Source organism: Janthinobacterium sp. DSP2-3-3 (assembly GCF_049897325.1).
Taxonomy (GTDB): Bacteria; Pseudomonadota; Gammaproteobacteria; order Burkholderiales; family Burkholderiaceae_D; genus Janthinobacterium.
The window spans coordinates 218,646-238,070 of record NZ_JAFCWA010000006.1; the positions used below are offsets into that span (position 1 = coordinate 218,646).

General features: G+C 62.6%; 18 protein-coding genes and 1 pseudogene. 9 read left to right on the forward strand and 10 right to left on the reverse strand.

The window, feature by feature from the left end; all coding sequences use genetic code 11:
* The first annotated feature begins 10 nt into the window (after positions 1 to 10).
* A complete protein-coding gene (locus tag ACP7DE_RS14420; protein WP_426072740.1) occupies positions 11 to 235 on the forward strand; it encodes a hypothetical protein in 225 nt (74 codons plus the stop codon).
* A gap of 225 nt (positions 236 to 460) precedes the next feature.
* Entirely contained in the window at positions 461 to 1,207 is a 747-nt protein-coding gene (locus tag ACP7DE_RS14425; RefSeq protein WP_426072741.1) for an SDR family oxidoreductase, read from the forward strand.
* On the opposite strand, the gene ACP7DE_RS14430 is transcribed toward ACP7DE_RS14425, so the two are convergent.
* From ACP7DE_RS14430 to ACP7DE_RS14455, 6 genes are all read right to left on the reverse strand, one after another.
* The gene (locus tag ACP7DE_RS14430) at positions 1,204 to 2,115 is read right to left on the reverse strand and encodes an efflux RND transporter periplasmic adaptor subunit (RefSeq protein ID WP_426072742.1); all 912 of its coding nucleotides are present in this window, start codon (positions 2,113 to 2,115) and stop codon (positions 1,204 to 1,206) included. The genes ACP7DE_RS14425 and ACP7DE_RS14430 overlap by 4 nt on opposite strands.
* Positions 2,116 to 2,163: 48 nt before the next feature.
* Positions 2,164 to 2,364 (reverse strand): DUF1656 domain-containing protein, encoded by a 201-nt coding sequence (locus ACP7DE_RS14435; protein ID WP_101484274.1) that lies wholly within the window; start codon positions 2,362 to 2,364, stop codon positions 2,164 to 2,166.
* Positions 2,354 to 4,501 (reverse strand): FUSC family protein, encoded by a 2,148-nt coding sequence (locus tag ACP7DE_RS14440; RefSeq protein ID WP_426072743.1) that lies wholly within the window; start codon positions 4,499 to 4,501, stop codon positions 2,354 to 2,356. Before ACP7DE_RS14440 ends, ACP7DE_RS14435 begins: the two co-directional genes overlap by 11 nt.
* Positions 4,502 to 4,511: 10 nt before the next feature.
* A complete protein-coding gene (locus ACP7DE_RS14445) occupies positions 4,512 to 5,018 on the reverse strand; it encodes a MarR family winged helix-turn-helix transcriptional regulator (RefSeq protein ID WP_426072744.1) in 507 nt (168 codons plus the stop codon).
* Positions 5,019 to 5,091: 73 nt separating this feature from the next.
* The gene (locus ACP7DE_RS14450; protein WP_426072745.1) at positions 5,092 to 6,504 is read right to left on the reverse strand and encodes an efflux transporter outer membrane subunit; all 1,413 of its coding nucleotides are present in this window, start codon (positions 6,502 to 6,504) and stop codon (positions 5,092 to 5,094) included.
* Between the two features lie 138 nt (positions 6,505 to 6,642).
* The gene (locus ACP7DE_RS14455; protein ID WP_426072746.1) at positions 6,643 to 6,960 is read right to left on the reverse strand and encodes a DUF4148 domain-containing protein; all 318 of its coding nucleotides are present in this window, start codon (positions 6,958 to 6,960) and stop codon (positions 6,643 to 6,645) included.
* 285 nt (positions 6,961 to 7,245) lie between these two features.
* Between ACP7DE_RS14455 and ACP7DE_RS14460 the strand changes: the two genes are divergently transcribed.
* From ACP7DE_RS14460 to ACP7DE_RS14470, 3 genes are all read left to right on the forward strand, one after another.
* Entirely contained in the window at positions 7,246 to 7,575 is a 330-nt protein-coding gene (locus ACP7DE_RS14460) for a hypothetical protein (protein ID WP_426072747.1), read from the forward strand.
* A 125-nt stretch (positions 7,576 to 7,700) separates the two neighbouring features.
* Positions 7,701 to 8,018 (forward strand): hypothetical protein, encoded by a 318-nt coding sequence (locus ACP7DE_RS14465; protein WP_426072748.1) that lies wholly within the window; start codon positions 7,701 to 7,703, stop codon positions 8,016 to 8,018.
* 85 nt (positions 8,019 to 8,103) lie between these two features.
* The gene (locus ACP7DE_RS14470) at positions 8,104 to 8,592 is read left to right on the forward strand and encodes a DUF2244 domain-containing protein (RefSeq protein ID WP_426072749.1); all 489 of its coding nucleotides are present in this window, start codon (positions 8,104 to 8,106) and stop codon (positions 8,590 to 8,592) included.
* A 5-nt stretch (positions 8,593 to 8,597) separates the two neighbouring features.
* Here the strand turns inward: ACP7DE_RS14470 and mgrA are convergent, their stop codons facing one another.
* Entirely contained in the window at positions 8,598 to 9,638 is a 1,041-nt protein-coding gene (gene mgrA, locus ACP7DE_RS14475; RefSeq protein ID WP_426072750.1) for an L-glyceraldehyde 3-phosphate reductase, read from the reverse strand.
* 123 nt (positions 9,639 to 9,761) lie between these two features.
* Between mgrA and ACP7DE_RS14480 the strand changes: the two genes are divergently transcribed.
* Positions 9,762 to 11,306 carry a CHAD domain-containing protein gene (locus tag ACP7DE_RS14480; protein WP_426072751.1) on the forward strand — a complete coding sequence of 515 codons (1,545 nt, stop codon included), beginning with the start codon at positions 9,762 to 9,764 and terminating at the stop codon, positions 11,304 to 11,306.
* A gap of 102 nt (positions 11,307 to 11,408) precedes the next feature.
* Here ACP7DE_RS14480 and ACP7DE_RS14485 read toward each other — a convergent pair.
* The 3 genes and pseudogenes from ACP7DE_RS14485 to ACP7DE_RS14495 form a co-directional block, all read right to left on the reverse strand.
* Positions 11,409 to 12,767, reverse strand: a pseudogene (locus ACP7DE_RS14485) (putative bifunctional diguanylate cyclase/phosphodiesterase); the annotation flags it as partial.
* 1,307 nt (positions 12,768 to 14,074) lie between these two features.
* Complete coding sequence (gene sodB / locus ACP7DE_RS14490; RefSeq protein ID WP_071078930.1) at positions 14,075 to 14,653, reverse strand: superoxide dismutase [Fe]; 579 nt, start codon at positions 14,651 to 14,653, stop codon at positions 14,075 to 14,077.
* Positions 14,654 to 14,864: 211 nt separating this feature from the next.
* Positions 14,865 to 15,893, reverse strand: coding sequence for a LacI family DNA-binding transcriptional regulator (locus ACP7DE_RS14495; RefSeq protein ID WP_426072752.1), 1,029 nt, complete (start codon positions 15,891 to 15,893; stop codon positions 14,865 to 14,867).
* 406 nt (positions 15,894 to 16,299) lie between these two features.
* Here ACP7DE_RS14495 and ACP7DE_RS14500 point away from each other — a divergent pair, with 406 nt between their 5' ends.
* The 3 genes from ACP7DE_RS14500 to ACP7DE_RS14510 are packed head-to-tail and all read left to right on the forward strand — an operon-like array spanning position 16,300 to position 19,416.
* On the forward strand, positions 16,300 to 17,589 hold the full coding sequence (locus tag ACP7DE_RS14500; protein ID WP_426072753.1) for an extracellular solute-binding protein: 1,290 nt from the start codon (positions 16,300 to 16,302) through the stop codon (positions 17,587 to 17,589).
* A gap of 7 nt (positions 17,590 to 17,596) precedes the next feature.
* Positions 17,597 to 18,601 (forward strand): carbohydrate ABC transporter permease, encoded by a 1,005-nt coding sequence (locus tag ACP7DE_RS14505; protein ID WP_426072754.1) that lies wholly within the window; start codon positions 17,597 to 17,599, stop codon positions 18,599 to 18,601.
* Complete coding sequence (locus ACP7DE_RS14510) at positions 18,598 to 19,416, forward strand: carbohydrate ABC transporter permease (RefSeq protein ID WP_070282696.1); 819 nt, start codon at positions 18,598 to 18,600, stop codon at positions 19,414 to 19,416. Before ACP7DE_RS14505 ends, ACP7DE_RS14510 begins: the two co-directional genes overlap by 4 nt.
* The last annotated feature ends 9 nt before the right edge of the window (positions 19,417 to 19,425 follow it).

The window sequence follows — 19,425 nt, forward strand, 5'->3', positions numbered from 1 at the left end:
GCAGAGCGCCATGAAACAGTTGCCCTGGACCTTGTGCGCGCTGGCCCTCGCCCTCGTGGCCTGGCTGGCGATTGCCGTCGTCAATGTGGAAAACCAGCGCAATGCGCTGGTCACCAAGGCTTGCGTGGACCCTGCGTTCAAGAACGAGGTCGACGCGAAATGCCTGGCGTCCGTGCAGTCGCGCGCGCACTGGTGGCAGCATCTTGGCTATGCCATGACGCACTTCAGGCCATAGAACGCCGGATAAAATCTACTGCGCGTCGCGCTTTGCGGCCGGCGATGCTCACCGTACTAAAATACGGTTGCGCTTCTCGGCCACAAATCACTGCCGCTCGCTACGATTTTCTCCAGCGTTGTGACGATGAGGGATGGCTCGGTAAAACTGCCCGCTTTGTTGTGCGGGCTTTTTTACGTCTACAGGTTGCGGGTATGATGGGCTCACAACCATCGAGGAGGGACGATGAAGGAAGTGATACTGATTACCGGCAGCAGCCGCGGCATCGGTGCGGCGACTGCCTTGCTGGCGGCGCGCCAGGGCTATGCCGTCTGCGTCAACTATGTGCGCGATGCGCAGGCGGCCGACGAACTGTGCGCGCGTATCGTGGCTGGCGGCGGCGAAGCCATCGCCGTGCAGGCTGACGTGGCCGATGAAGCCGACGTGGCGCGTCTGTTTGACGAAGTCGACGCGCGCCTGGGAACGCTCACGGCGCTGGTCAACAACGTGGGCGTGCTGGAACAGAAATGCCGGCTGGCCGACATTTCCGTGCAGCGCCTGGAACGCGTGCTGCGTACCAACGTGATCAGTTATTTTCTGTGCTGCCAGCAAGCGGTGCGGCGCATGTCGACGCTAAACGGCGGGCAGGGCGGGCGCATCGTGAATGTCTCGTCGGTGGCCGCGCGCATCGGCTCTCCGGGCGAATACATCGACTACGCAGCCTCGAAAGGCGCTGTCGATACGCTTACCCTCGGGCTGGCAAAAGAAGTGGCGGCCGAAGGCATCCGCGTCAACGGCGTGCGGCCCGGCATCATCTACACGGACATCCACGCTTCGGGTGGCGAGCCAGGACGGGTGGCGCGCCTGGCGCCCGGCGTGCCCATGCAGCGCGGCGGCCAGCCGGACGAAATCGCCGCCGCCATCCTGTACCTGCTGGGGCCAGGAGCGAGCTATGTGACGGGCAGCATCCTCGACGTGGCCGGCGGCCGTTAGACCTTGTGCGGTGCGGCTGGCGCGGCCCTGGTCGGCGCTGAATGGGGCGTGATCTTGGGCGTGATCACCACGGTGCAGGTGGTGCCGGCCACCAGCAATTGTCCCTTCGGCTGCTTGTCGATGTGGATGCGCACGGGCACGCGCTGCGCCAGGCGCACCCAGTTGAAGGTGGGATTGACGTCGGCCAGCAATTCGCGGCCCGTGGCGGCGTCGCGGTCGGTGATGCCGCGTGCGATGCTTTCGATATGGCCATGCAGGGTGCCGCCGCTCATCAGATTCATTTCCGCCTTGTCGTCCTGCGCCAGCATGCCCAGCTTGGTTTCTTCGAAATAGCCGACGACATAATACGAGGCGCTGTCGATGACGGCCAGCTTGGCCGCACCGACGGCGGCGAAATCGCCCTTGTGCACGTTCAGGTTCGTCACGTAGCCGCTGACGGGGGCACGCACGGTGGTGCGTTCCAGGTTCAATTGGGCCAGCGCGCGGGCGGCCAGCGCCGCCTGCACTTGCGACGAGGCCGAGCTGGCGGCAAACGCCGCGCTTTCGCGGCTTTCCGTGGAGATGATGCTGGCGTCGAGATTGGCGCGGCGCTGCGCTTCCTTGCCGCGGCGTCCCTGCTCCGTCCTTTGCGCGGCCAGCACGGCGTCGGCCTGCGCCAGCGCGCTGGCATAGCGTTCCTTGTCGACGATGAACAGGATATCGCCCTTTTTCACCACCTGATTGTCGCGCACCAGCACGTCCGTGACGGTGCCGGCCACGTCGGCGCTGATATTGACGATATCGGCCTTGATGCGCCCGTCGCGCGTCCACGGCGACTCCATGTAACGGTCCCAGACGGTCTTGCCTATCCAGAGGGCCGCGGCCAGGAGCAGCACGGTGATGGCATAGCGGGTCAGTTTGCTTACCATGTCGGTAGCCTTTCCTTGATCAGATTGAACATTTTTTTTATTTGAGCGTTATTGGTACAGCGATAAAGCCAGAGCGCCAAAGATGGCGATGAAGATGCACAGCCGCGCCAGCGACGGGTGCCACACCATGCGGTACACGCCCAGCCAGCCCAGCACGCGGTCGAGCAGGGTTTGCAGGCCGATGCTGAGGATGAACAGGGGCAGCAGGGTGGGAATCAGAATTCCGAACAGGGCGAATTCACGCGGCATGATGGTCTCCGGCGTCAGGCGCCATGTTGTCGAGTAATGAGGTGTAGATCGAATGCAGGTCGACCAGCGCCGTCTGCAGACGCACGTCCCGTTCAGGCGCCGTGTCGCTGGCGGCTTGGGCCGAGCGCACCACGGCGCCCGCCTGCAGGGTGGCCGCCAGCGCCGCCTGCAGTGCCGTGTCGCTGCGCGTGCGCAGCCAGGCGGCGATGCTGTCCACGCAGCGCTGCAAGGCGTCGCGCGCGGGGCTGTTGCCGGAGGAACTGGTGATCAGTTCGCGCAATTCGATCACGGAGTGGCCGATTTCCAGCAGGGTCAGGGCCTGGCGCACGACGGCGCGCGTGGCGACACCCGGCGCCGGGCCGGCCGCCGCGTTGAGCTGGCTGAGCAGGTCGCGCACGCGGTTGTCGAAACGGTGTTTTACGCACCGTGCCGGCGCCGTGCACGCATGCAGCGCTTCGCGCCACAGGGCCGGGCCGATATGGTCCTTGTGCCCCATGGTGTGCTCGGGCAGCAGCACGGCAAACACGAGGGCGGCCAGCATCAGTCCCACGATCAGCGCCATGCCCGTGTTGAGAAAAGCGGCGCCGTCGACATGCATCAGATTCGTCGGCGCCATCTGTGTGATGAAGGTCGACACGCCCAGGCCCACGCCCAGCTTGGCGGGATTCGTCATCAGGTACAGGCCCACGGCCAGGAACGGCGCAAAACTGAGTACCAGCATGGGGAAGCCGTCGCCGTGCACCAGCACGAAATACACGCACACCAGCGACAGCGGCATGGCGATCAAAAAACCCGCCAGCACTTGCCGGATCATCAGGATGGGGCGCGGCGAGGACGAGGCCAGCGCGCAGAACACGGCCGCCATCAACACCGCCGTGCTGGCATAGGGCCAGGCCAGGAAGTAGGCGCCCACGGCCAGCAGGGCCAGGCTGATGGCCGCGCGCGCGCCGCTGGCGATCACCAGCGCGGGCGGCGTCTTCGGCGCATACGCCTGCGGCGTGCTGATGGCCAAAGGCGTGTCGTGCGCCAGGCTGAAATACACTTCGTGAAAGCGGCTCACGTCGCGCGCGAAGCGTTCCAGCAGTTCGCACACGGTGTCGAAATCGATGCGCTGCGCATGTACGATGGTCGCGCTATCGATGTCCGTGCGCGCCTGCGCCAAGGCCGTTTGCAAATGCCGCTGCATGGTGTCGAGCGAGTCTTGCGAAGGCGTCGCTTGCAGCGCTTCGGCGACGATGGCGTACAGGGGCGCGCAGGCTTGCATAACCTGGGTCTCGCCATCGCGCTGCAGGCGGTCGAACAAGCGGTGGAAGGTATAGAAGGTGGTCAGCGCCGTCATGAAGGTGGCGTTGAAGGCGTGCAGCTTGCGGTTTTGCGCGCGCACGTGGCTCACCTTGCTGGTGACTTCAAACAGGGCGGCCGAGCGGCCCAGTTCCAACGCCGCCACGTCGGCGGCAAACTGCAAATGCGTCAGTTCCACCTGCGCCGGCGTGAGTTTTTGCTGCAGCACGTCCTGGCAAAAGGTGAGGAATTTGCCGTAACGCGCCTGCACCGTGCGCATCACCTGCGTGCCCTGGTGGCGCGGCAGCAGCACGCTGGACACGGCTGCCGAGCAGATGATGCCCAGGCTCACTTCAGCCACGCGCGTGACGGCCAGCGCGAACACCTGCATCGGCTGCTCGATGGCGGGCAAGACGATCATGCAGGCCGTGTAGCCAGCCAGCACATACACATACGACTGGGCGTTGCGGCGCAGGGCCGAGCCGCTCGTGCACAGGCCCACCCACAGGGCCAGGCCGGCGAACAGCAGCACCGGCTGCTGCGGGAACAGGCCGATCAGGGTCAGCGCTGCCGTGCATCCCAGCAGGGTGCCGCAAAGGCGGTAAAAGCTTTTTTCCAGCACCATGCCGCTGCTGGGCAGGGCCAGGATGATGGTGGTGGTCATCGCCGTGCTGGGCGAATCGAGTCCCAGCCGGTAGGCCAGCCACAGGGCGCAGAACGCGGCGATCAGGGTCTTGCCGACGTAGATCCAGCGTTCGCCTTCCGTCGTGCGCCAGTCCTGCAGCGCCAGCGCCAGCCAGTGGGCCGCCCGGGACAGGGGGCCTTGCGTGAATGTTGTTGCTGTGGCTGGCGTCATCGATAGGCTATCAGTTCTGGTGCTGAAGATTGTTGAGGTTGCGCAGCTGGCGCATGTACAGCTTGTCGAGCACTTGCAGCTCTTCTTCCGTAAAGCCTTCGTACAGGGCCGAGGTTTCCTGGTACACGTCGGGTAGCGCCGTTTCGATCAGGGCGCGGCCCTTGTCGGTCAGCGAGATCATCACGGAGCGGCGGTCGCCGGGGCGCGTGCCGCGGTGGATCAGGCCGCGCGTTTCCAGGTCGTTGCACACGCGCGTCAGGTTGGCCGGCTTTTCATGACACGCCATGCCCAGGGTGCAGGCGTTCGAGGTTTCGTCGTCCGTGCCGTACAGCACGGCGAGCACCATGTAGCTGGCATCGACCAGGTCGTGTTTTTTCAGCGCCGCATTGGTCAGATCCTTCATGCCTTTTTGAATGTGGTACGTCATGCGCAACAGGCGCATCAGTTCCATGGGGAAGCCTGGCATGCGCGTGCGGATGTTTTGCAGCCGCTTGGAGGTGGCGTCAAAAGCGGTCATGTCATATTCCTTCATGTGTGAATAAAGTTCCGATTGTATCTTGTTGAGCTAGTGCAATACCAGGATTGCAACACTAGATGCCGCCTCCTAATGCATTCATCAAGGAAACGTACAGATCCAGTTCGCGCGCGCCATTTTGCGCCTGCTGTTGTTCTTCCGCCAGCAGCGCCACTTGCGTGTTGAGCATGGCGATGGCGTCGCTCATGCCCGCCTGGTAAGCCTTTTCCGCCAGGTCGCGCGCACGCTGCGCCGTGGCCAGCGCCTGCACGGTGAGCTGGTGCTGCCTGGCCAGCGACTGGGCGCGGGTGACGGCGTTGGCCACGTCGGACATGGCACTGATGACGGTGGCGTTGTACTGCTCCACGGCGCCGTCGTACACGGCCGTCTGGCTGCCCAGCTGGGCGCGCAGGCGGGCGCCGGCAAAGATGGGCAGGCTCAGCGCGGGCGAGGCGCCGCGCACCTGCGAATTGGCATCGAGAAAATGGCTGAAGCCGAAGGCCTGAAAGCCGGCAAAGGCCACCAGGTTGACGTTCGGGTAAAACTCGGCCTTGGCTGCGTCGATGCGCTGGGCCGCCGCTTCCACGCGCCAGCGCTGGGCGGCGATGTCGGGCCGGCGGCCGATCAGGTCGGCGGGCAGCGCTTGCGGGATGGCCAGCGGCTGGTCCAGGCGCAGCACGGGGCGCGTGAGCGCCGCACCGGCTGCCGGCCCCTTGCCCGCCAGGGCTGCCAGCTGGTTGCGCAGCAGGGCCAGTGACTCGGCCGACTGTTCCAGCTGGCGGCGGCCCGCCGGCAAGGTGGTTTCGATTTGCGCCACGTCAATGTCGGTACCGATGCCGGCCGCCTTGCGCTGGCGCGTGATGTCGAGGATGCGGGCGCGCTGCGCCAGGCTGCATTCGATCACATCCTGCAGCTGGAATTCATACGACAGCTGGATGTAGGTGCGCACCAGCGCCGTTTCCAGGGCCAGGCGGGCCATCTGCGATTCGGCAGAGGCCATCTGCACGTCGCCCAGGGCGGCGGACAGGGCGGCGCGGTTGCGGCCCCACAGGTCCAGGTCGTACGAAGCCGTCACGCTGGCCTGATTGCGCCAGGCGTAATTGCCGGCCAGCGGCGCCGGCGTGCTGCCGTGCTGCGAATACAGTTCGCGGTTGATGGAGACATTTGCGTCCGCCTGCGGGCGGGTCTTGTCTTCAAACGCGCCTGCCAGCGCCTCGGCCTGGCGCACGCGCGCCTGGGTGCCGCGCAGGGTGGGGCTGTCGGCCAGCGCCTGCTCCATCAAGCGGTTCAATTGGGGGTCATGCAAGTCTTGCCACCATTGCGTGCGCGGCCATTGTATGACGGCACTGGCGGCGGCATCCATAGCCTTGCTCGCTTGCAGGACATTGGCGTCGAGCATGGCCGATTGCGGCGCGATATGGCCCATGTCGGCGCAAGCGCTCAAGGCAAGGATCAGGCTGGCGGCAAGCAAACGGCGGTGCAGAGACATGCAGGGACTCCGGGGGCGATAGTGTGGGGGGTGTTGCTGGAGCATCACAGCTCGCCGCGGTGAGCGCCGGGAGTGGCCCGGTATGCTGCGCCGCAACTGAGGTGTTTTACTGACTACTGAAACCGGCTGACTGGTTTCTTATTTCACGACGTGCTTGGTGGTTTGCGCGACATCGAAGTCCGCTTCCGTTTGCGGGATCAGGCCAGCCTTGCGGGCGGCGTAGAACTCGGCCATGACTTGTTCGCGCGTCACCTTGCTGGCGGCGGTGGCCGGCGTTTTCGGGTAGTCGACTTCGCTGGTGGCAATTTCGCCGGCGTTGCGGGCACGGATGTATTCGGCCGTGACGTCGGCGCGCGTCAGTTGCTGGCTGGTGGCGGCTGGGGCGGCGCTTTGTGCGAAAGCCGAGGTAGCGGTGGTGATGGCAAACAATGCTGCGATGAGTGATTTGGCTTGCATGATAAGACTCCAATATGTGCATGATGGCTGGGTGGATGGGCCGGCTCGCCACGTACCGGTCGGTTCGGCGGCAGGGCGCTGGTGGGCGCCGTGCCGCCGATGAAGCAGTTTCTGGATGAGAAGATGCTTACTTGAATTAACTATAGCAATGAATAGTACATTTGTGAAGTAAATTCTGAAAATATTTGTGCGATGCCGCATTTTCCCTGCAGAAAATGCCGTGCAGACGTGCGCCGCTGGCCAAGCCAGGGGAGTAAGCTGGTTTTTTATGAATGGGAGATCGCCATGAGCAGCAGCACACTCGATCCGGATAATTTGCCCGTCACGCCCGACCGCGTACTGGGCAGCGGCCATGGCAAGGGCGCGCTGGGGCCTAGCGACAGTTCCGACAGCGGCAGCGACATGCAGGGCGTGCCTGGCCAGGATGCGGAAGAGCTCGATAATGACAGCGATGCGGCCGGCACGGGCGAGCGGGCCGGGGTGGAGCCCCACAACGCGGCACCCGATGGCGGCGACATCGACGTCCATCATGTGGAGCGCCTGGTGCCCGTGGCGCCGGCAGAGGATAGCGAGGACGCACCGCGCGCTGGGCAGGCGCCGGTGCCGCGTCCCTGATGCCGGGTGGTGGCGAATTGCCGCCACGAATTACTGTTTCTCCTGCGCCATCAGCGTAAAATGCGGGCAAGGCGGCGTACGCGTCGCCATGGCCAGCCGGCCGGCACACGATAGGATGTCAGAGGATGCAAACGCAGATGTCGGAAGAGAAAGAAAAAGACTTGATGTTGATGTACCGCGAGACGCGGCCACGCGAGTTTTTTGGCGAAAAAAGTAACACCAATCACCTGGCCTGGAGTTTGCTGGTGGTGTTGCTGGCGCTGGCGTTCTGGCTGGTCGTGGCGCTGGCGGCGGCGGAAAACCAGCGCTACGCCCTGGCAACGAAGGCTTGCCAAGACCGTGTGTTCCCTGCGGAAATCGACGCGTCTTGCCTGAAGCAAGTCAGGTCGCGCGACCACTGGTGGCAGCATGTGGGCCATGCGCTGGTGCGGATGGGCGCCTGAGCCGGGCGCGATATGGCTGAACTTGGCCGGCGCCGCGAGGGCCGCTGCGGTGATACGGTGATGGAACGATAGTGCGGGAGGTGCCATGCCACGCGATCACTCGCGCGAGCAGCCGCAATGGCTGCTCGCGCGCCGCAGTGCCTTGACGGCGCGCCAGTTGCTGCGCGCCTATGGTTTGCTATGCCTGTTTTCCCTGGCGATCGCCGCCGCCTTTGCGCTGCGCGGGCTCTGGACCATTCTCGTCTTTTCGTTCGCCGAACTTGGCCTGGTGGCCCTCGCCCTGCTGTGTTACCTGCGCCATGCGCGCGACTATGAACATATCGCCCTGCGCGACGGCGAGCTTATCGTCGAACAGGTCAGCGCCGGCCACTGCCGGCGCCACCACTTTTCCCCATGGCGCACGCGCGTCGCGGTGCCGCACTGGCCGCGTCAGTTGATACACATCCATGAGTTCGGCGTTGGCGGCGCGCAGGTGGATGTGGGCGTGTTCGCCACGCCCGAACGGCGCCGGCAAGTGGCGCAGGAATTGCTGGCCCTGTTGCCACCGCCAATATCGCCGCCAGCGCCGCCCTGAACGCCTTACACGGCCCGCGACGGGCCTTCCCACAGATTGATATGACCTTCACGCGCCTGCACGTCGATGGCCGCCAGTTCCTCGGCCGTAAAACTCAGTTGCTGCAGCGCGGCCACGTTTTCGCGGATCTGCGCGCTGCTGCTGGCACCGATCAGGGTCGAGGTGACGCGCGCATCACGCAGCACCCAGGCCAGCGCCATCTGCGCCAGAGTCTGGCCGCGCTGCGCGGCGAGCTGGTTCAGCGCGCGTACCCTGGCCAGGTTTTCCGCGCTCAGATGGTTCTGCGTCAGCGAACCGCCGCCGGGACGGTTGACGCGTGCATCCTGCGGCACGCCATCGAGGTACTTGTCGCTGAGCAAACCCTGCGCCAGCGCCGTGAAGGTGATGCAGCCCATGCCTTGCTCTTGCAGCGTATCGAGCAAGCCGTCTTCCTCGATCCAGCGGTTGAGCATGTTGTAGGCAGGCTGGTGGATCAGGCACGGCACTTTCCACTCTTTCAGCAGCGCTGCCGCCTCGGCCGTCTTTTGCGGCGAGTAGGACGACAGGCCCACGTACAGCGCCTTGCCCTGCTGCACGGCGCTGGCCAGCGCGCCCATGGTTTCTTCCAGCGGCGTGTCGGCGTCGTAGCGGTGCGAGTAAAAGATGTCGACGTAGTCCAGGCCCAGGCGCTGCAAGCTCTGGTCCAGGCTGGCCAGCACATACTTGCGCGAACCGCCGCCCTGGCCGTACGGGCCTGGCCACATGTCCCAGCCTGCCTTGGTGGAAATGATCAGCTCATCGCGGTAAGGCAGGAAATCGTCGCGCAGCAGCTTGCCAAAATTGCTTTCCGCGCTGCCATACGGCGGGCCGTAGTTGTTGGCCAGGTCGAAATGCGTGATGCCCAGGTCGAAGGCCGTGCGCAGCATGTCGCGCTGCGAGGCCAAGTTGTTGCTGTCGCCAAAGTTGTGCCACAGGCCCAGGGACAGCAAGGGCAGTTTCAAGCCGCTGCGCCCGCAGTTGCGGTATGGCATGCTGTCGTAGCGGTTCTCGGCGGCGTGGTAAGTCATGGCATCTCCCGGTTGAATGAATCGCTTATTTTCGCGCAAAATCAAGCTGGGCGTGCGTGCGCCATGCATTGTTGTGGCGATGCGTCTTACAATGCAATGTCCCCTTATTGAGATGGCAAGGCCATGGAAGTCGAACTGAAATTGTTGCTGGACCCCGAGCATGCCCCGGCCTTGCGTGGTCACCCCTTGCTGGCGCAGTACGCCACGGGCGCGCCGGTCGTGCTGTCCATGCACGATATTTACTTTGATACGTCCGATTTGCGCTTGTGTCGCCAGCAGGCGGGCTTGCGCGTGCGCCGGGTGGATGACGACTGGATACAAACCATGAAGGCGGGCGGCACGATCGCCGGGGGCTTGCATAGCCGCAATGAATGGGAGGGGCCGGTCGATGGCCCGGAACCTGACCTGGATGCCTTGCGCAAGCGCATGCGCGGCAAGAATCCCTGGCGCGCGCTGCTGCGCGAGCCCGAGATCCGCGATGGCTTGCGGCCCGTGTTCAGCACCCGCATCGAGCGTAGCGTCTGGCAATTGCGTCTGCCCCAGGGCGATGCCATCGAATGCGTGCTGGACCAGGGGAGCATCATTAGCGGCGAACACAGCATTGCCATCAGCGAAGTGGAACTGGAATTGAAGGCGGGGCGCGCGGACAGCCTGTTCGAGCTGGCGCTGGCGCTGCTGCAAGACCTGCCCTTGCAGGTCGGCCAGATGAGCAAGGCCGAGCGCGGTTACCGGCTGGCGGCCGGCATGCCGCTGGCAGCAGTCAAGGCGCCGGCGCTGGCGCTTGATGCTTTCATGACGGCGCAGCAGGCATTCCAGGCCATCGCCACGCATTGCCTGCAGCACATGCTGGATAACCAGGCGGGCGTGACGGCCGGCGATGTGGAAAGCCTGCACCAGATGCGCGTGGGCTTGCGGCGACTGCGTTCGGCCTTGCAGATGTTCAAGGCCTTGCTGGCGCTGCCCGATGAACTGCGGCGCGAACTCGACTGGCTGGCGCAGGCGCTGAGCGCGGCGCGCGACTGGGATGTGCTGGCCGGCGACACGCTGGCCCGGCTGGAGGAAGGCGAGGGCTGCCTGGCGCCGCTGCAGCAGGCCGCCAGGGTGCTGGCACAAGACTATCATGGGCAGGCTGGGCGGGCCGTCGCGTCGCCGCGGGCCACGCGTCTGTTCCTGTCCTTGACCCGCTGGCTGCAGGCCGCCGGTTGGCGCGACACCATCACTTCCCGGCAGCGGCGCCGGCTCGATGTGCGTGTGCCCCGCTTTGCGCGCCAGGCCTTGCTGCGCAGCCAGCGCCGTTTGTTAACACGCGGAAAATACTTGCTGCGGCTGGCGCCGCCGGCACGCCACCGGGTGCGCATCGCGGCCAAGAAAGCCCGTTATGCCACTGAATTTTTTGCCTCGCTATATGACGCGGACGAGGTCAAGTCCTACGTGAAATGGCTGTCCGTCTTGCAGGACGAGTTGGGGTGGCGCAACGATAACGAGGTAGCGGATGGTTTGCTGCGGGCGCTGGCTGAAATGCAGCCGGACCTGCTGCCCCAGGCCGCCTATGCGCGCGGCTTCCTGGCGGCACAATTGCAGGGCGGCGCAGGCAAGGCGCTGGCGCGGCCGTGGCGGCGCTACGCGGCCGCCCTTTTGCCATCGCATGTCAGCATCGCCGATGCTTGAACCCCGGGCATGGCGCGCTGCGCTGCCGAATGGACGCTTCAGCTCATAATTTGCTGTTCAGGCAAGCGGAACTGGCGCAGTCGCGGATGCGATCCTACGCGACTACAACGGCGCCGTTGCCGCAGTCAGACAACGGCTCTGCACAAATTTTTCCAGGTCCGGTAGTGTCAATGGCTGGCTGAAGAAGTATCCCTGATAGGCGCGGCAGCCATGGCGCGCCAGGAAATCACGCTGCGCCAGCGTCTCGACGCCCTCCGCAATGACCGCAATGTTCAGGCTACGCGCCAGGGCGATGATGGTTTTGGCGATCGATGCATCGCTAGGATCATGGATCACGTCGCGGACAAAAGACTTGTCTATCTTTAACTGATCCAGCGGCAGTCGCTTGAGATAGGCCAACGAGGAATATCCTGTGCCAAAATCGTCGAGCGAAAAACCGACGCCGTGCCCTTTGATCGAGGACATCTTTGCAATCACGCCACCGACGTCGGACACCAGCAGGCTCTCGGTCAGCTCCAGCTTGAGACGATGTGGATCGGCACCGCTGCAGGCCAGGGCGAACAGCACCTGATCGACAAAATCGTCTTGGTTGAACTGGCGCACGCTGACGTTGACCGCGATGGTCAGATGGCGCATGTCGGGGCACCCGGCCCAGGCGACCAATTGCGCGCAGGCCGTTTCAAGCACCCATTGCCCCAGCGGCAAGATCACGCCGATTTCTTCGGCCAAGGGAATGAAGTCGCCCGGCGACACCAGTCCGCGTATCGGATGTTGCCAGCGCACCAGTGCTTCGACTCCGGTAACGCGTCCATCGTGGTCGATTTGAGGCTGGTAATGGAGTATCAACTGGTGGCATAGAACGGCGTCGCGCAAGTCCGTTTCCAGCGCGGCCCGTTCGAGCATGGCTATCTCCATGGCGGGATCGAAGAAGCGCAAGGCATTGCGTCCCACCGCCTTGGATTTGTACATGGCCAGGTCCGCCTGCTTGAGCAGATCGTCGATGCTCGTCAGATTACCCATGAATAGGGTAGCGCCTATACTCGACGTGCTGCGATGGGTAAGCTGGTTGAGCCAGTAGGTCTGGCTCAATTCATGCAGTATCTTGTTGCCGACGATGTCGACCTGTGCCGCCGCCTGTTCCGCATTCACATGCAGGTCCGTTAGCATGACGACGAACTCATCGCCCCCCAGGCGGGCCACGGTGTCGCCCGCGCGTACGCACCCGACCAGGCGCCGCGCGACTTGATTGAGCAACAAGTCGCCCATGTCGTGCCCGAGGGTATCATTGAGCGTCTTAAAGTTGTCGAGATCGATGAACAGTACCGCGCCATAGTTGCCGCTGCGTAGACTGGTCTTCATTGCCTGCTTCAGGCGATCCAGCAGCAAGATGCGGTTTGGCAGCTTGGTGAGTTGATCGAAGAAGGCCAGTTGCTGTATTTGCTTCTCTGTCTTCTTACGCTCTACCCGTCGCAGCCGGTGCCGTTTTTGTATGATCAGTAGCCCGAGCGTGCTGAATATGGCGACCAAACCGAATAGTACGCTTTGCACATACAAGCTGTGGCGCCATGGCGCGAACAAGACCTCGGTATCGCGGCTGACGGCGATGCGTAGCGTCGTCCCGAAGATAGCCGCGCTCGATGGCACCTGGCGCTCGGCGACCATGCGTTTCTTTTTGGTGCCATGCGCCATGCCGGGCAGTAGTCCAGGCGTTTGGGTGCCGCTCTGGCGTGACGAAACCATGTATAACTGGCCGTCTTCGCGTGAGATCGAGCTATGGACATCGCGTGCATAACGCACCGAATCGAGCAGGTCGGAGAAGTATGCCGGCGCCAGGCTGACCATGACTATGCCGCCAAAGCCGCCTTGAAACCCGCTTATGCGGCGGCACAGGCTGATCGCGCCGGGAGCGCCGGTGTTGCCGGGCGGCGCGCTAACGTGCAGCAATCGCGGATCGGCGAGCCGCATGGCTTTCTGGAAGCAATCGTTTTGGTGAAAATTTTCGCCGGCCATGCCGGTGTCGCTGCCGGCCACCACACGCCCTTCAGGATCAATGACCAGGATGGGACGGATGCCGATCAGCGCATTGTTGATCACCTTGAGCGAGTGATTTGCCCGCCGCAGGTGGTCGCCTTGCGCTTGCCAAGCCGCTAGTTCATCGATGACACTGTCGATCACCCGCTTGGTCAAATTCAATTGCGGCGTTAAATTTTTCTCCACGATCTCCGCCTGCATCGTCAGTCGCTCGTGTTCCTGAGTATCGATCCGGTGATATTCCTCGTACTGGGTGAATGCAATGAAGCCGGCCAGTGCGGACAGCACCATGGCGTGGATCAGCCATTGTTGGAAAAAGTGTTCATTTTTAATGTGCTGCGGTGCGGACATGGAAGGTAGGGAAGGTTCTGGCGCGGCAGCCCGTTGCCACTGGCTTGCTTCGGCCCGGATGGCCAAATGCTTTTGTTGCAAATGAGAAAGTGTAGCGGGGCATGCGTAAGCAAAATGTAAATTGCTTAGTCGGGCACGTAAATGTTTCGTAAATTCCGAACATATCGTCCCGCTGCCATTTGCATGAGCAGTGCCAGAAGGAGGGGATTGGTCTGCTGGCCAGGTGCGCCAACTTGGCCAGCGTCACGCGTTGATGTGGATCATGCGTTCACATGTAAAAAAGGAAGTTATTACCTTTCAGTAAAAACTTCCTTTGGGAAAATATGACAATTTTCATGTCATATTTTTATGTCAAAATGTCGTTGACGTTGACAAGAAAAACGCGTTTAAGCGAAGTTCTTGGCAACGAATTCCCAGTTGACCAGGCCCCAGAACGTTTCCACGTACTTGGCGCGCAGGTTGCGGTAATCGATATAGTAAGCGTGTTCCCAGACGTCGCAGGTCAGCAGTGGCTTGTCGCCGGTGGTCAGCGGGCAGCCGGCGTTCGAGGTGTTGACGATGTCGACGGAGCCGTCGGCTTTTTGCACCAGCCAGGTCCAGCCCGAACCGAAGTTGCCCACGCACGACTTGGTGAATTCTTCCTTGAACTTGTCGAACGACGACCATTTGGCGTTGATCGCGTCAGCCACGGCACCGGTAGGCGCGCCGCCGCCGGCCGGCTTCATGCCGTTCCAGTAGAAGGTGTGGTTCCATACTTGCGCTGCATTGTTGAAAATGCCGCCCGACGATTTCTTGATGATCTCTTCCAGCGACAGGTTCTCGAACTCGGTGCCCTTGATCAGGTTGTTCAAGTTGGTGACATACGCCTGGTGATGCTTGGCATAGTGGTATTCCAGGGTTTCTTTCGAAATATGCGGCGCCAGAGCGTCCATTTCATACGGCAGTGGTGGCAGAGTATGTTCCATGTGATGTCCCTTTGTGGTGAGTGTTCGGAGTCTTCCGGCCCGGGGCCGGAGGGTTGAGCCTGCGTGCTTGAACTAAGCATTCTTGCTGATCGAGCCACTATTGTAAAGCGGATGCGCCATTGCTGCAGATTCCCGCATGCGTCGCGGATGTTGGTGGCGTAGTGATTCTCGTTTAGCCTGAATCGGGCGGAAAAGTTCCCAGCCGCAAGCTTCAGCGGATGCGGCGGGTGGTCTCGCGCACGATCAATTCCAGCGGCGGAATGGCCGCCTGCACGGCCTCGCCATTGATCAGGCCCAGCAGCGCTTCGGTGGCGATGCGGCCGATGTCGTACAGGGGCTGGTGGATGGTCGTCAGTGGCGGCGTCGTGTAGGACGAGCCGGGCAAGTCATCGAAACCGACGAGCGAGATATCGTCGGGCACGCGGATGCCCTTGCGGTACAGGCACAGGCGCACGCCATAGGCGGACAGATCGTTGGCGGCGAAGACGGCGCTGAATTGTTGCTGCGTATCGAACAGATGGTTCATGGCCAGCATGCCGCTTGCTTCGTGGAAATCGCCTTCCACCATCAGTTTCGGGTCGATGGCGATATCCGCTTCGCGCAGGGCGCGCTGGTAGCCCGTCAGGCGCTCGGCCGCATCCGTATTGTTGGCCGGGCCGGCCACAAAGGCGATGCGGCGGTGGCCCAGTTCCACCAGGTGACGCACGGCCAGGTAGGCGCCGTATTCGTTGTCGAGCTTGAAGCCGATGGCGCTCTTGGTCGCCAGCGCGCGGCCCGTCGAAACGATGGGCCGCTGCTGCGAGAAATCTAGCACGCTCTGGTCCGAGATGCGCCCCGACAGCAGGATGATGCCGTCGACCTTCCTCGCCAACAGCAAACGGATGCGATCGGCCTCTTCCTGCGCATTCCAGTGCCCGCTGACGATGACGGACGCATAGCCCGTGTCTTTCAAGCCGTCGTCCACGCCGCGCAGGCTTTCGTCGAAGAAGGGGCTGGAAATATCCTGCACCACGATGCCGATGGTCATCGAGCGGCCCTTTTTCAAGCCCTGCGCCATCTGGTTCGGCGCGAATTTCATGTGCGCGATGGCCGCCAGCACGGCGTCGCGTTTGTCGTCGGAGACCCTGGCCGTGCCGTTCAGGATGCGCGAGACGGTGCTGGGCGAGACGCCAGCCTGGCGGGCCACGTCGAGCAGCGTGGAAGGGGGAGCAGCGTGGACGCTATTGTCGCTATCGTTCAAGGTGATTCCTGGGTATCAAGATGGCTGGTTGTCGGTGCTCTGAAAACCTTTTCATCGAAAGATTACCATAAATGCCCACCGGGGCCGTAGGTCGGCTTAGCCCAAGGGACGCAAGCCGACATATTGTTGGCCATGCACGTCGGCTTACGCGCTGGCGCACCTCGGCGGCCCCGCTAACCCGAGGTATGTGTGAAAACGTTTTCATAAAAAACAACAGCCAGCTTGGCAGCCTGTATTTTCTCCTTTCTCATAGTAGAACACGCGCCACGGGGCCCATCTCGCCACGCTGGTCTCAATAAAAATGACAACTTTTTCGGTTGACTTGCATTTCTTTGCGGTGTTAAATGGAGTCATGGTGTGAAAACGTTTTCAAGATAGAAGACGCTCAATAAACGGAGATGAAATAATGAAGTCAAGCATTCTTGTCGCGGCCCCGCTGGCAGCGCTGACCCTGGCCTTTGGCGTGGCCGCCGTGCCCACCGCCGTCCCGCCGGCTGCAGCCCTGCAGGCGCTGGCCCCCGCCACGCTGACCGTCGCCTCGTTCCCCGACCTGGACCGCGCCGTCAAGACGGCCTTGCCCCTGTGGGAAAAGCTGTACCCGCAAGTGAAGGTCAAGCTGGTCAGCCTGCAGATCGATGACCACCATAACTCGATGACGACGGCGCTGGCGGCCGGTGCGCGCCTGCCTGACGTGATGGCCATCGACTTCCGCTATGTCGGCAGTTTCGCCGAATCGAAGGGTATGGAAGACTTGCTGCAGGCGCCTTACGGGGCCGGGCAGTACCGCGCTCAGTTCGTGCCGTTCACCTTTGTGCAGGCCACCAGTTCGCGCGGCACCCTGGGCGCCATGCCGGCCGATCTGGGACCGGGCACCCTGTTCTATCGCAAGGACTTGATGGACAAGGCGGGCATCAAGGAGGCCGACCTGACGCAGTCGTGGGAGTCGTACATTGCCGCCGGCAAGAAGCTCAAGGCGGCCACGGGCACCTATCTGCTGGCCGGCGCCAGCGACCTGGCCGACATCGTTATCCGCGCCAACCTGAAAGACGGCGAAGGCATTTATTTTGGCGACAAGGGGCAAGTGCTGGTCGACTCGCCCCGCTTCGTGAAAGCGTTCGAACTGGCCAAGGCGGCGCGCGTGGCCGGCATCGATGCGCGCACCGTGGCCTGGACGGGCGAGTGGGCTGAAGGCTTCAAGCGCGACAAGGTCGCCAGCCAGATGATGGGATCGTGGCTCAGCGGCCACCTGGCCAAGTGGCTGGCGCCGGCTTCCTCCGGCCAGTGGCGCGCGGCGAACCTGCCGGCCGGCGCGCTGGCATCGTATGGCGGCTCCTTCTACGGCATCCCGAAAAAGGCGGCGAACAAGGCGCAGGCGTGGGAATTCATCAAGTTCATGACCGTGAACAAGGATATCCAGCTGCATTCGCTCAAAGAAATCGGCGCCTTTCCCGCCCTCAAGGCGGCGTATGCGGACCCCATGATGGACGAGCCGCAGCCGTATTTCGGCGGCCAGAAGACGCGCTTGCTGGCGCGCGACACGGCAGCGAAAATTCCCGTCATCCGCGTCGACAAGTTTGACGCCGTGGCGCGCGACATCGTCAACATGGAACTGGAAAGCGTGCTGGCGCAAAACAAGGATATCAAGACGGCGCTGGCCGACGCCAAGGCCCTGATCACCCACCGCGCGCGGCGCTAGGATCAGCATGAGCCACTTGAATCTCCCATCGGCATCGCTGGCGCACGAGGCGCCCGCGTCGGCGCGGTCATCACGCAAACGCTACACCATGAAGCAATGGGCGCCGTATATTTTCATCAGCCCCTTCTTTATCCTGTTCGCCGTCTTCAGCCTGTTCCCGCTGCTGTTTTCCATCTACCTGTCGTTCAACCAGTGGGAAGCGGCCAGCGGCGTGGAAGCCATGCAGTGGGTGGGCCTGGATAACTACAAGTACGCCCTGAGCGATCCGTGGTTTTTGCGTTCGCTGGGCAATACCATCTGGCTGGCGCTGGCCTCGGGCGTGCCGCAGCACCTGGTGGCCATTCCGCTGGCGGCCTTCATCCACAACAGCTTCAAGCGCTCGCGCAACCTGGTGATCGGGATTTACTTTTTACCGTTCATTACCTCCAGCGTGGCTATCGCCATGGTCTTCAACACCCTGTTCTCGCGCGACTATGGCCAGATCAATGTGCTGATCCAATGGTGCGCCGGCCTGCCGCTGGTGGGCGGCCTGTTCCCCGTTGAGTCGATCGACTGGCTGGGCAGCTCGCTGTTCATCAAGCCGGCCGTTGCCTTCGTCATCTTCTGGCGCTACCTGGGCTGGAACCTGGTGTTGTATCTGTCGGCGCTGCAGGTCATCCCGAAAGATTTGTATGAAGCGGCGACCATCGACGGCGCCTCGAAGCGCCAGCAATTCTGGTACATCACGCTGCCGCAGCTGCGCCCCATGATCTATCTGGCCGTCACGCTCACCATCATGGGCAATTTGCAGTTGTTCGAGGAGCCGTTTGTGCTGGTGGCCGAATCGAGTGGCGTGAGCCAATCGGTGATGACGACGGCCATCTTCGTCTACAAGACGGCGTTTTCCTCGGGTGACTTCGGCACGGCGTCAGCCATTTCCTGGCTGCTGTTCCTCATCATCGCCAGCACCACCTGGGTGAACAACCGCATCTTCAGCCGCAATGAACGTCATGAACGCAAGGAGGCCCGATGAAAACTACCCGCTGGACGGCTTACGCCATGGTGGCCATCGGCGCCCTGATCATGGTCGCGCCGTTCTACTTCATGTTCGTCTTCGCCACACATACGAGCGCCGAGATCTACAGCCTGCCGCCGCCGCGCTGGTTTGGCACAGCCCTGCTGAACAACATCGAGCTGCTGCAGGAACGCCTGCCGTTCTGGCGCAATATCGGCATCAGCCTGTACGTGGCCCTGATGACCACCGCCCTGACGTTGTTCTTTTGCTCGCTGGGCGGCTATGCGTTTGCCATGTACGAGTTCCGTTTCAAGCGGCCCTTGTTTACCCTGGTGATGGCATCGATGATCATCCCGTCGTTCATGAACATGATTCCGACCTTCATGTTGATGGATTTCCTCGGATGGCTGGACCAGCCGCGCGCCCTGTACGTGCCGGGAGCGGCCGGCGCGCTGGGCATTTTCCTGATGCGCCAGTACATCGGCACGGCGATTCCGAAAGACTTGATCGAGGCGGCGCGCATCGACGGCTGCGGCGAATTCGCCATCTACTGGCGCGTCGTGCTGCCGCTGATCGGCCCCGCCATGGGCACCCTGGGCCTGATCACCTTCATTAACTCGTGGAACAATTTCATCACGCCGCTGGTCGTCATGCGCTCGGTCGAGAACTACACGATCCCGCTGGCCCTGCGCAGCATGCAGGCGCCGAACAACACGGAGTGGGGCGCACTGATGACGGGTGCCGCCATCGCCGTGCTGCCGCTGCTGCTGATGTTTTTTGTCGCCTCGAAGCGCCTCATAGAAGGCCTCACGCAAGGCGCCGTCAAAGGCTAGCACTCTCTT

Coding starts and splice junctions, on each gene's coding strand:
- ACP7DE_RS14420 (WP_426072740.1), top strand. CDS start 11: ATGAAACAGTTGCCCTGGACCTTGTGCGCGCTGGCCCTCGCCCTCGTG.
- ACP7DE_RS14425 (WP_426072741.1), top strand. CDS start 461: ATGAAGGAAGTGATACTGATTACCGGCAGCAGCCGCGGCATCGGTGCG.
- ACP7DE_RS14430 (WP_426072742.1), bottom strand. CDS start 2,115: ATGGTAAGCAAACTGACCCGCTATGCCATCACCGTGCTGCTCCTGGCC.
- ACP7DE_RS14435 (WP_101484274.1), bottom strand. CDS start 2,364: ATGCCGCGTGAATTCGCCCTGTTCGGAATTCTGATTCCCACCCTGCTG.
- ACP7DE_RS14440 (WP_426072743.1), bottom strand. CDS start 4,501: ATGACGCCAGCCACAGCAACAACATTCACGCAAGGCCCCCTGTCCCGG.
- ACP7DE_RS14445 (WP_426072744.1), bottom strand. CDS start 5,018: ATGACCGCTTTTGACGCCACCTCCAAGCGGCTGCAAAACATCCGCACG.
- ACP7DE_RS14450 (WP_426072745.1), bottom strand. CDS start 6,504: ATGTCTCTGCACCGCCGTTTGCTTGCCGCCAGCCTGATCCTTGCCTTG.
- ACP7DE_RS14455 (WP_426072746.1), bottom strand. CDS start 6,960: ATGCAAGCCAAATCACTCATCGCAGCATTGTTTGCCATCACCACCGCT.
- ACP7DE_RS14460 (WP_426072747.1), top strand. CDS start 7,246: ATGAGCAGCAGCACACTCGATCCGGATAATTTGCCCGTCACGCCCGAC.
- ACP7DE_RS14465 (WP_426072748.1), top strand. CDS start 7,701: ATGCAAACGCAGATGTCGGAAGAGAAAGAAAAAGACTTGATGTTGATG.
- ACP7DE_RS14470 (WP_426072749.1), top strand. CDS start 8,104: ATGCCACGCGATCACTCGCGCGAGCAGCCGCAATGGCTGCTCGCGCGC.
- mgrA (WP_426072750.1), bottom strand. CDS start 9,638: ATGACTTACCACGCCGCCGAGAACCGCTACGACAGCATGCCATACCGC.
- ACP7DE_RS14480 (WP_426072751.1), top strand. CDS start 9,762: ATGGAAGTCGAACTGAAATTGTTGCTGGACCCCGAGCATGCCCCGGCC.
- sodB (WP_071078930.1), bottom strand. CDS start 14,653: ATGGAACATACTCTGCCACCACTGCCGTATGAAATGGACGCTCTGGCG.
- ACP7DE_RS14500 (WP_426072753.1), top strand. CDS start 16,300: ATGAAGTCAAGCATTCTTGTCGCGGCCCCGCTGGCAGCGCTGACCCTG.
- ACP7DE_RS14505 (WP_426072754.1), top strand. CDS start 17,597: ATGAGCCACTTGAATCTCCCATCGGCATCGCTGGCGCACGAGGCGCCC.
- ACP7DE_RS14510 (WP_070282696.1), top strand. CDS start 18,598: ATGAAAACTACCCGCTGGACGGCTTACGCCATGGTGGCCATCGGCGCC.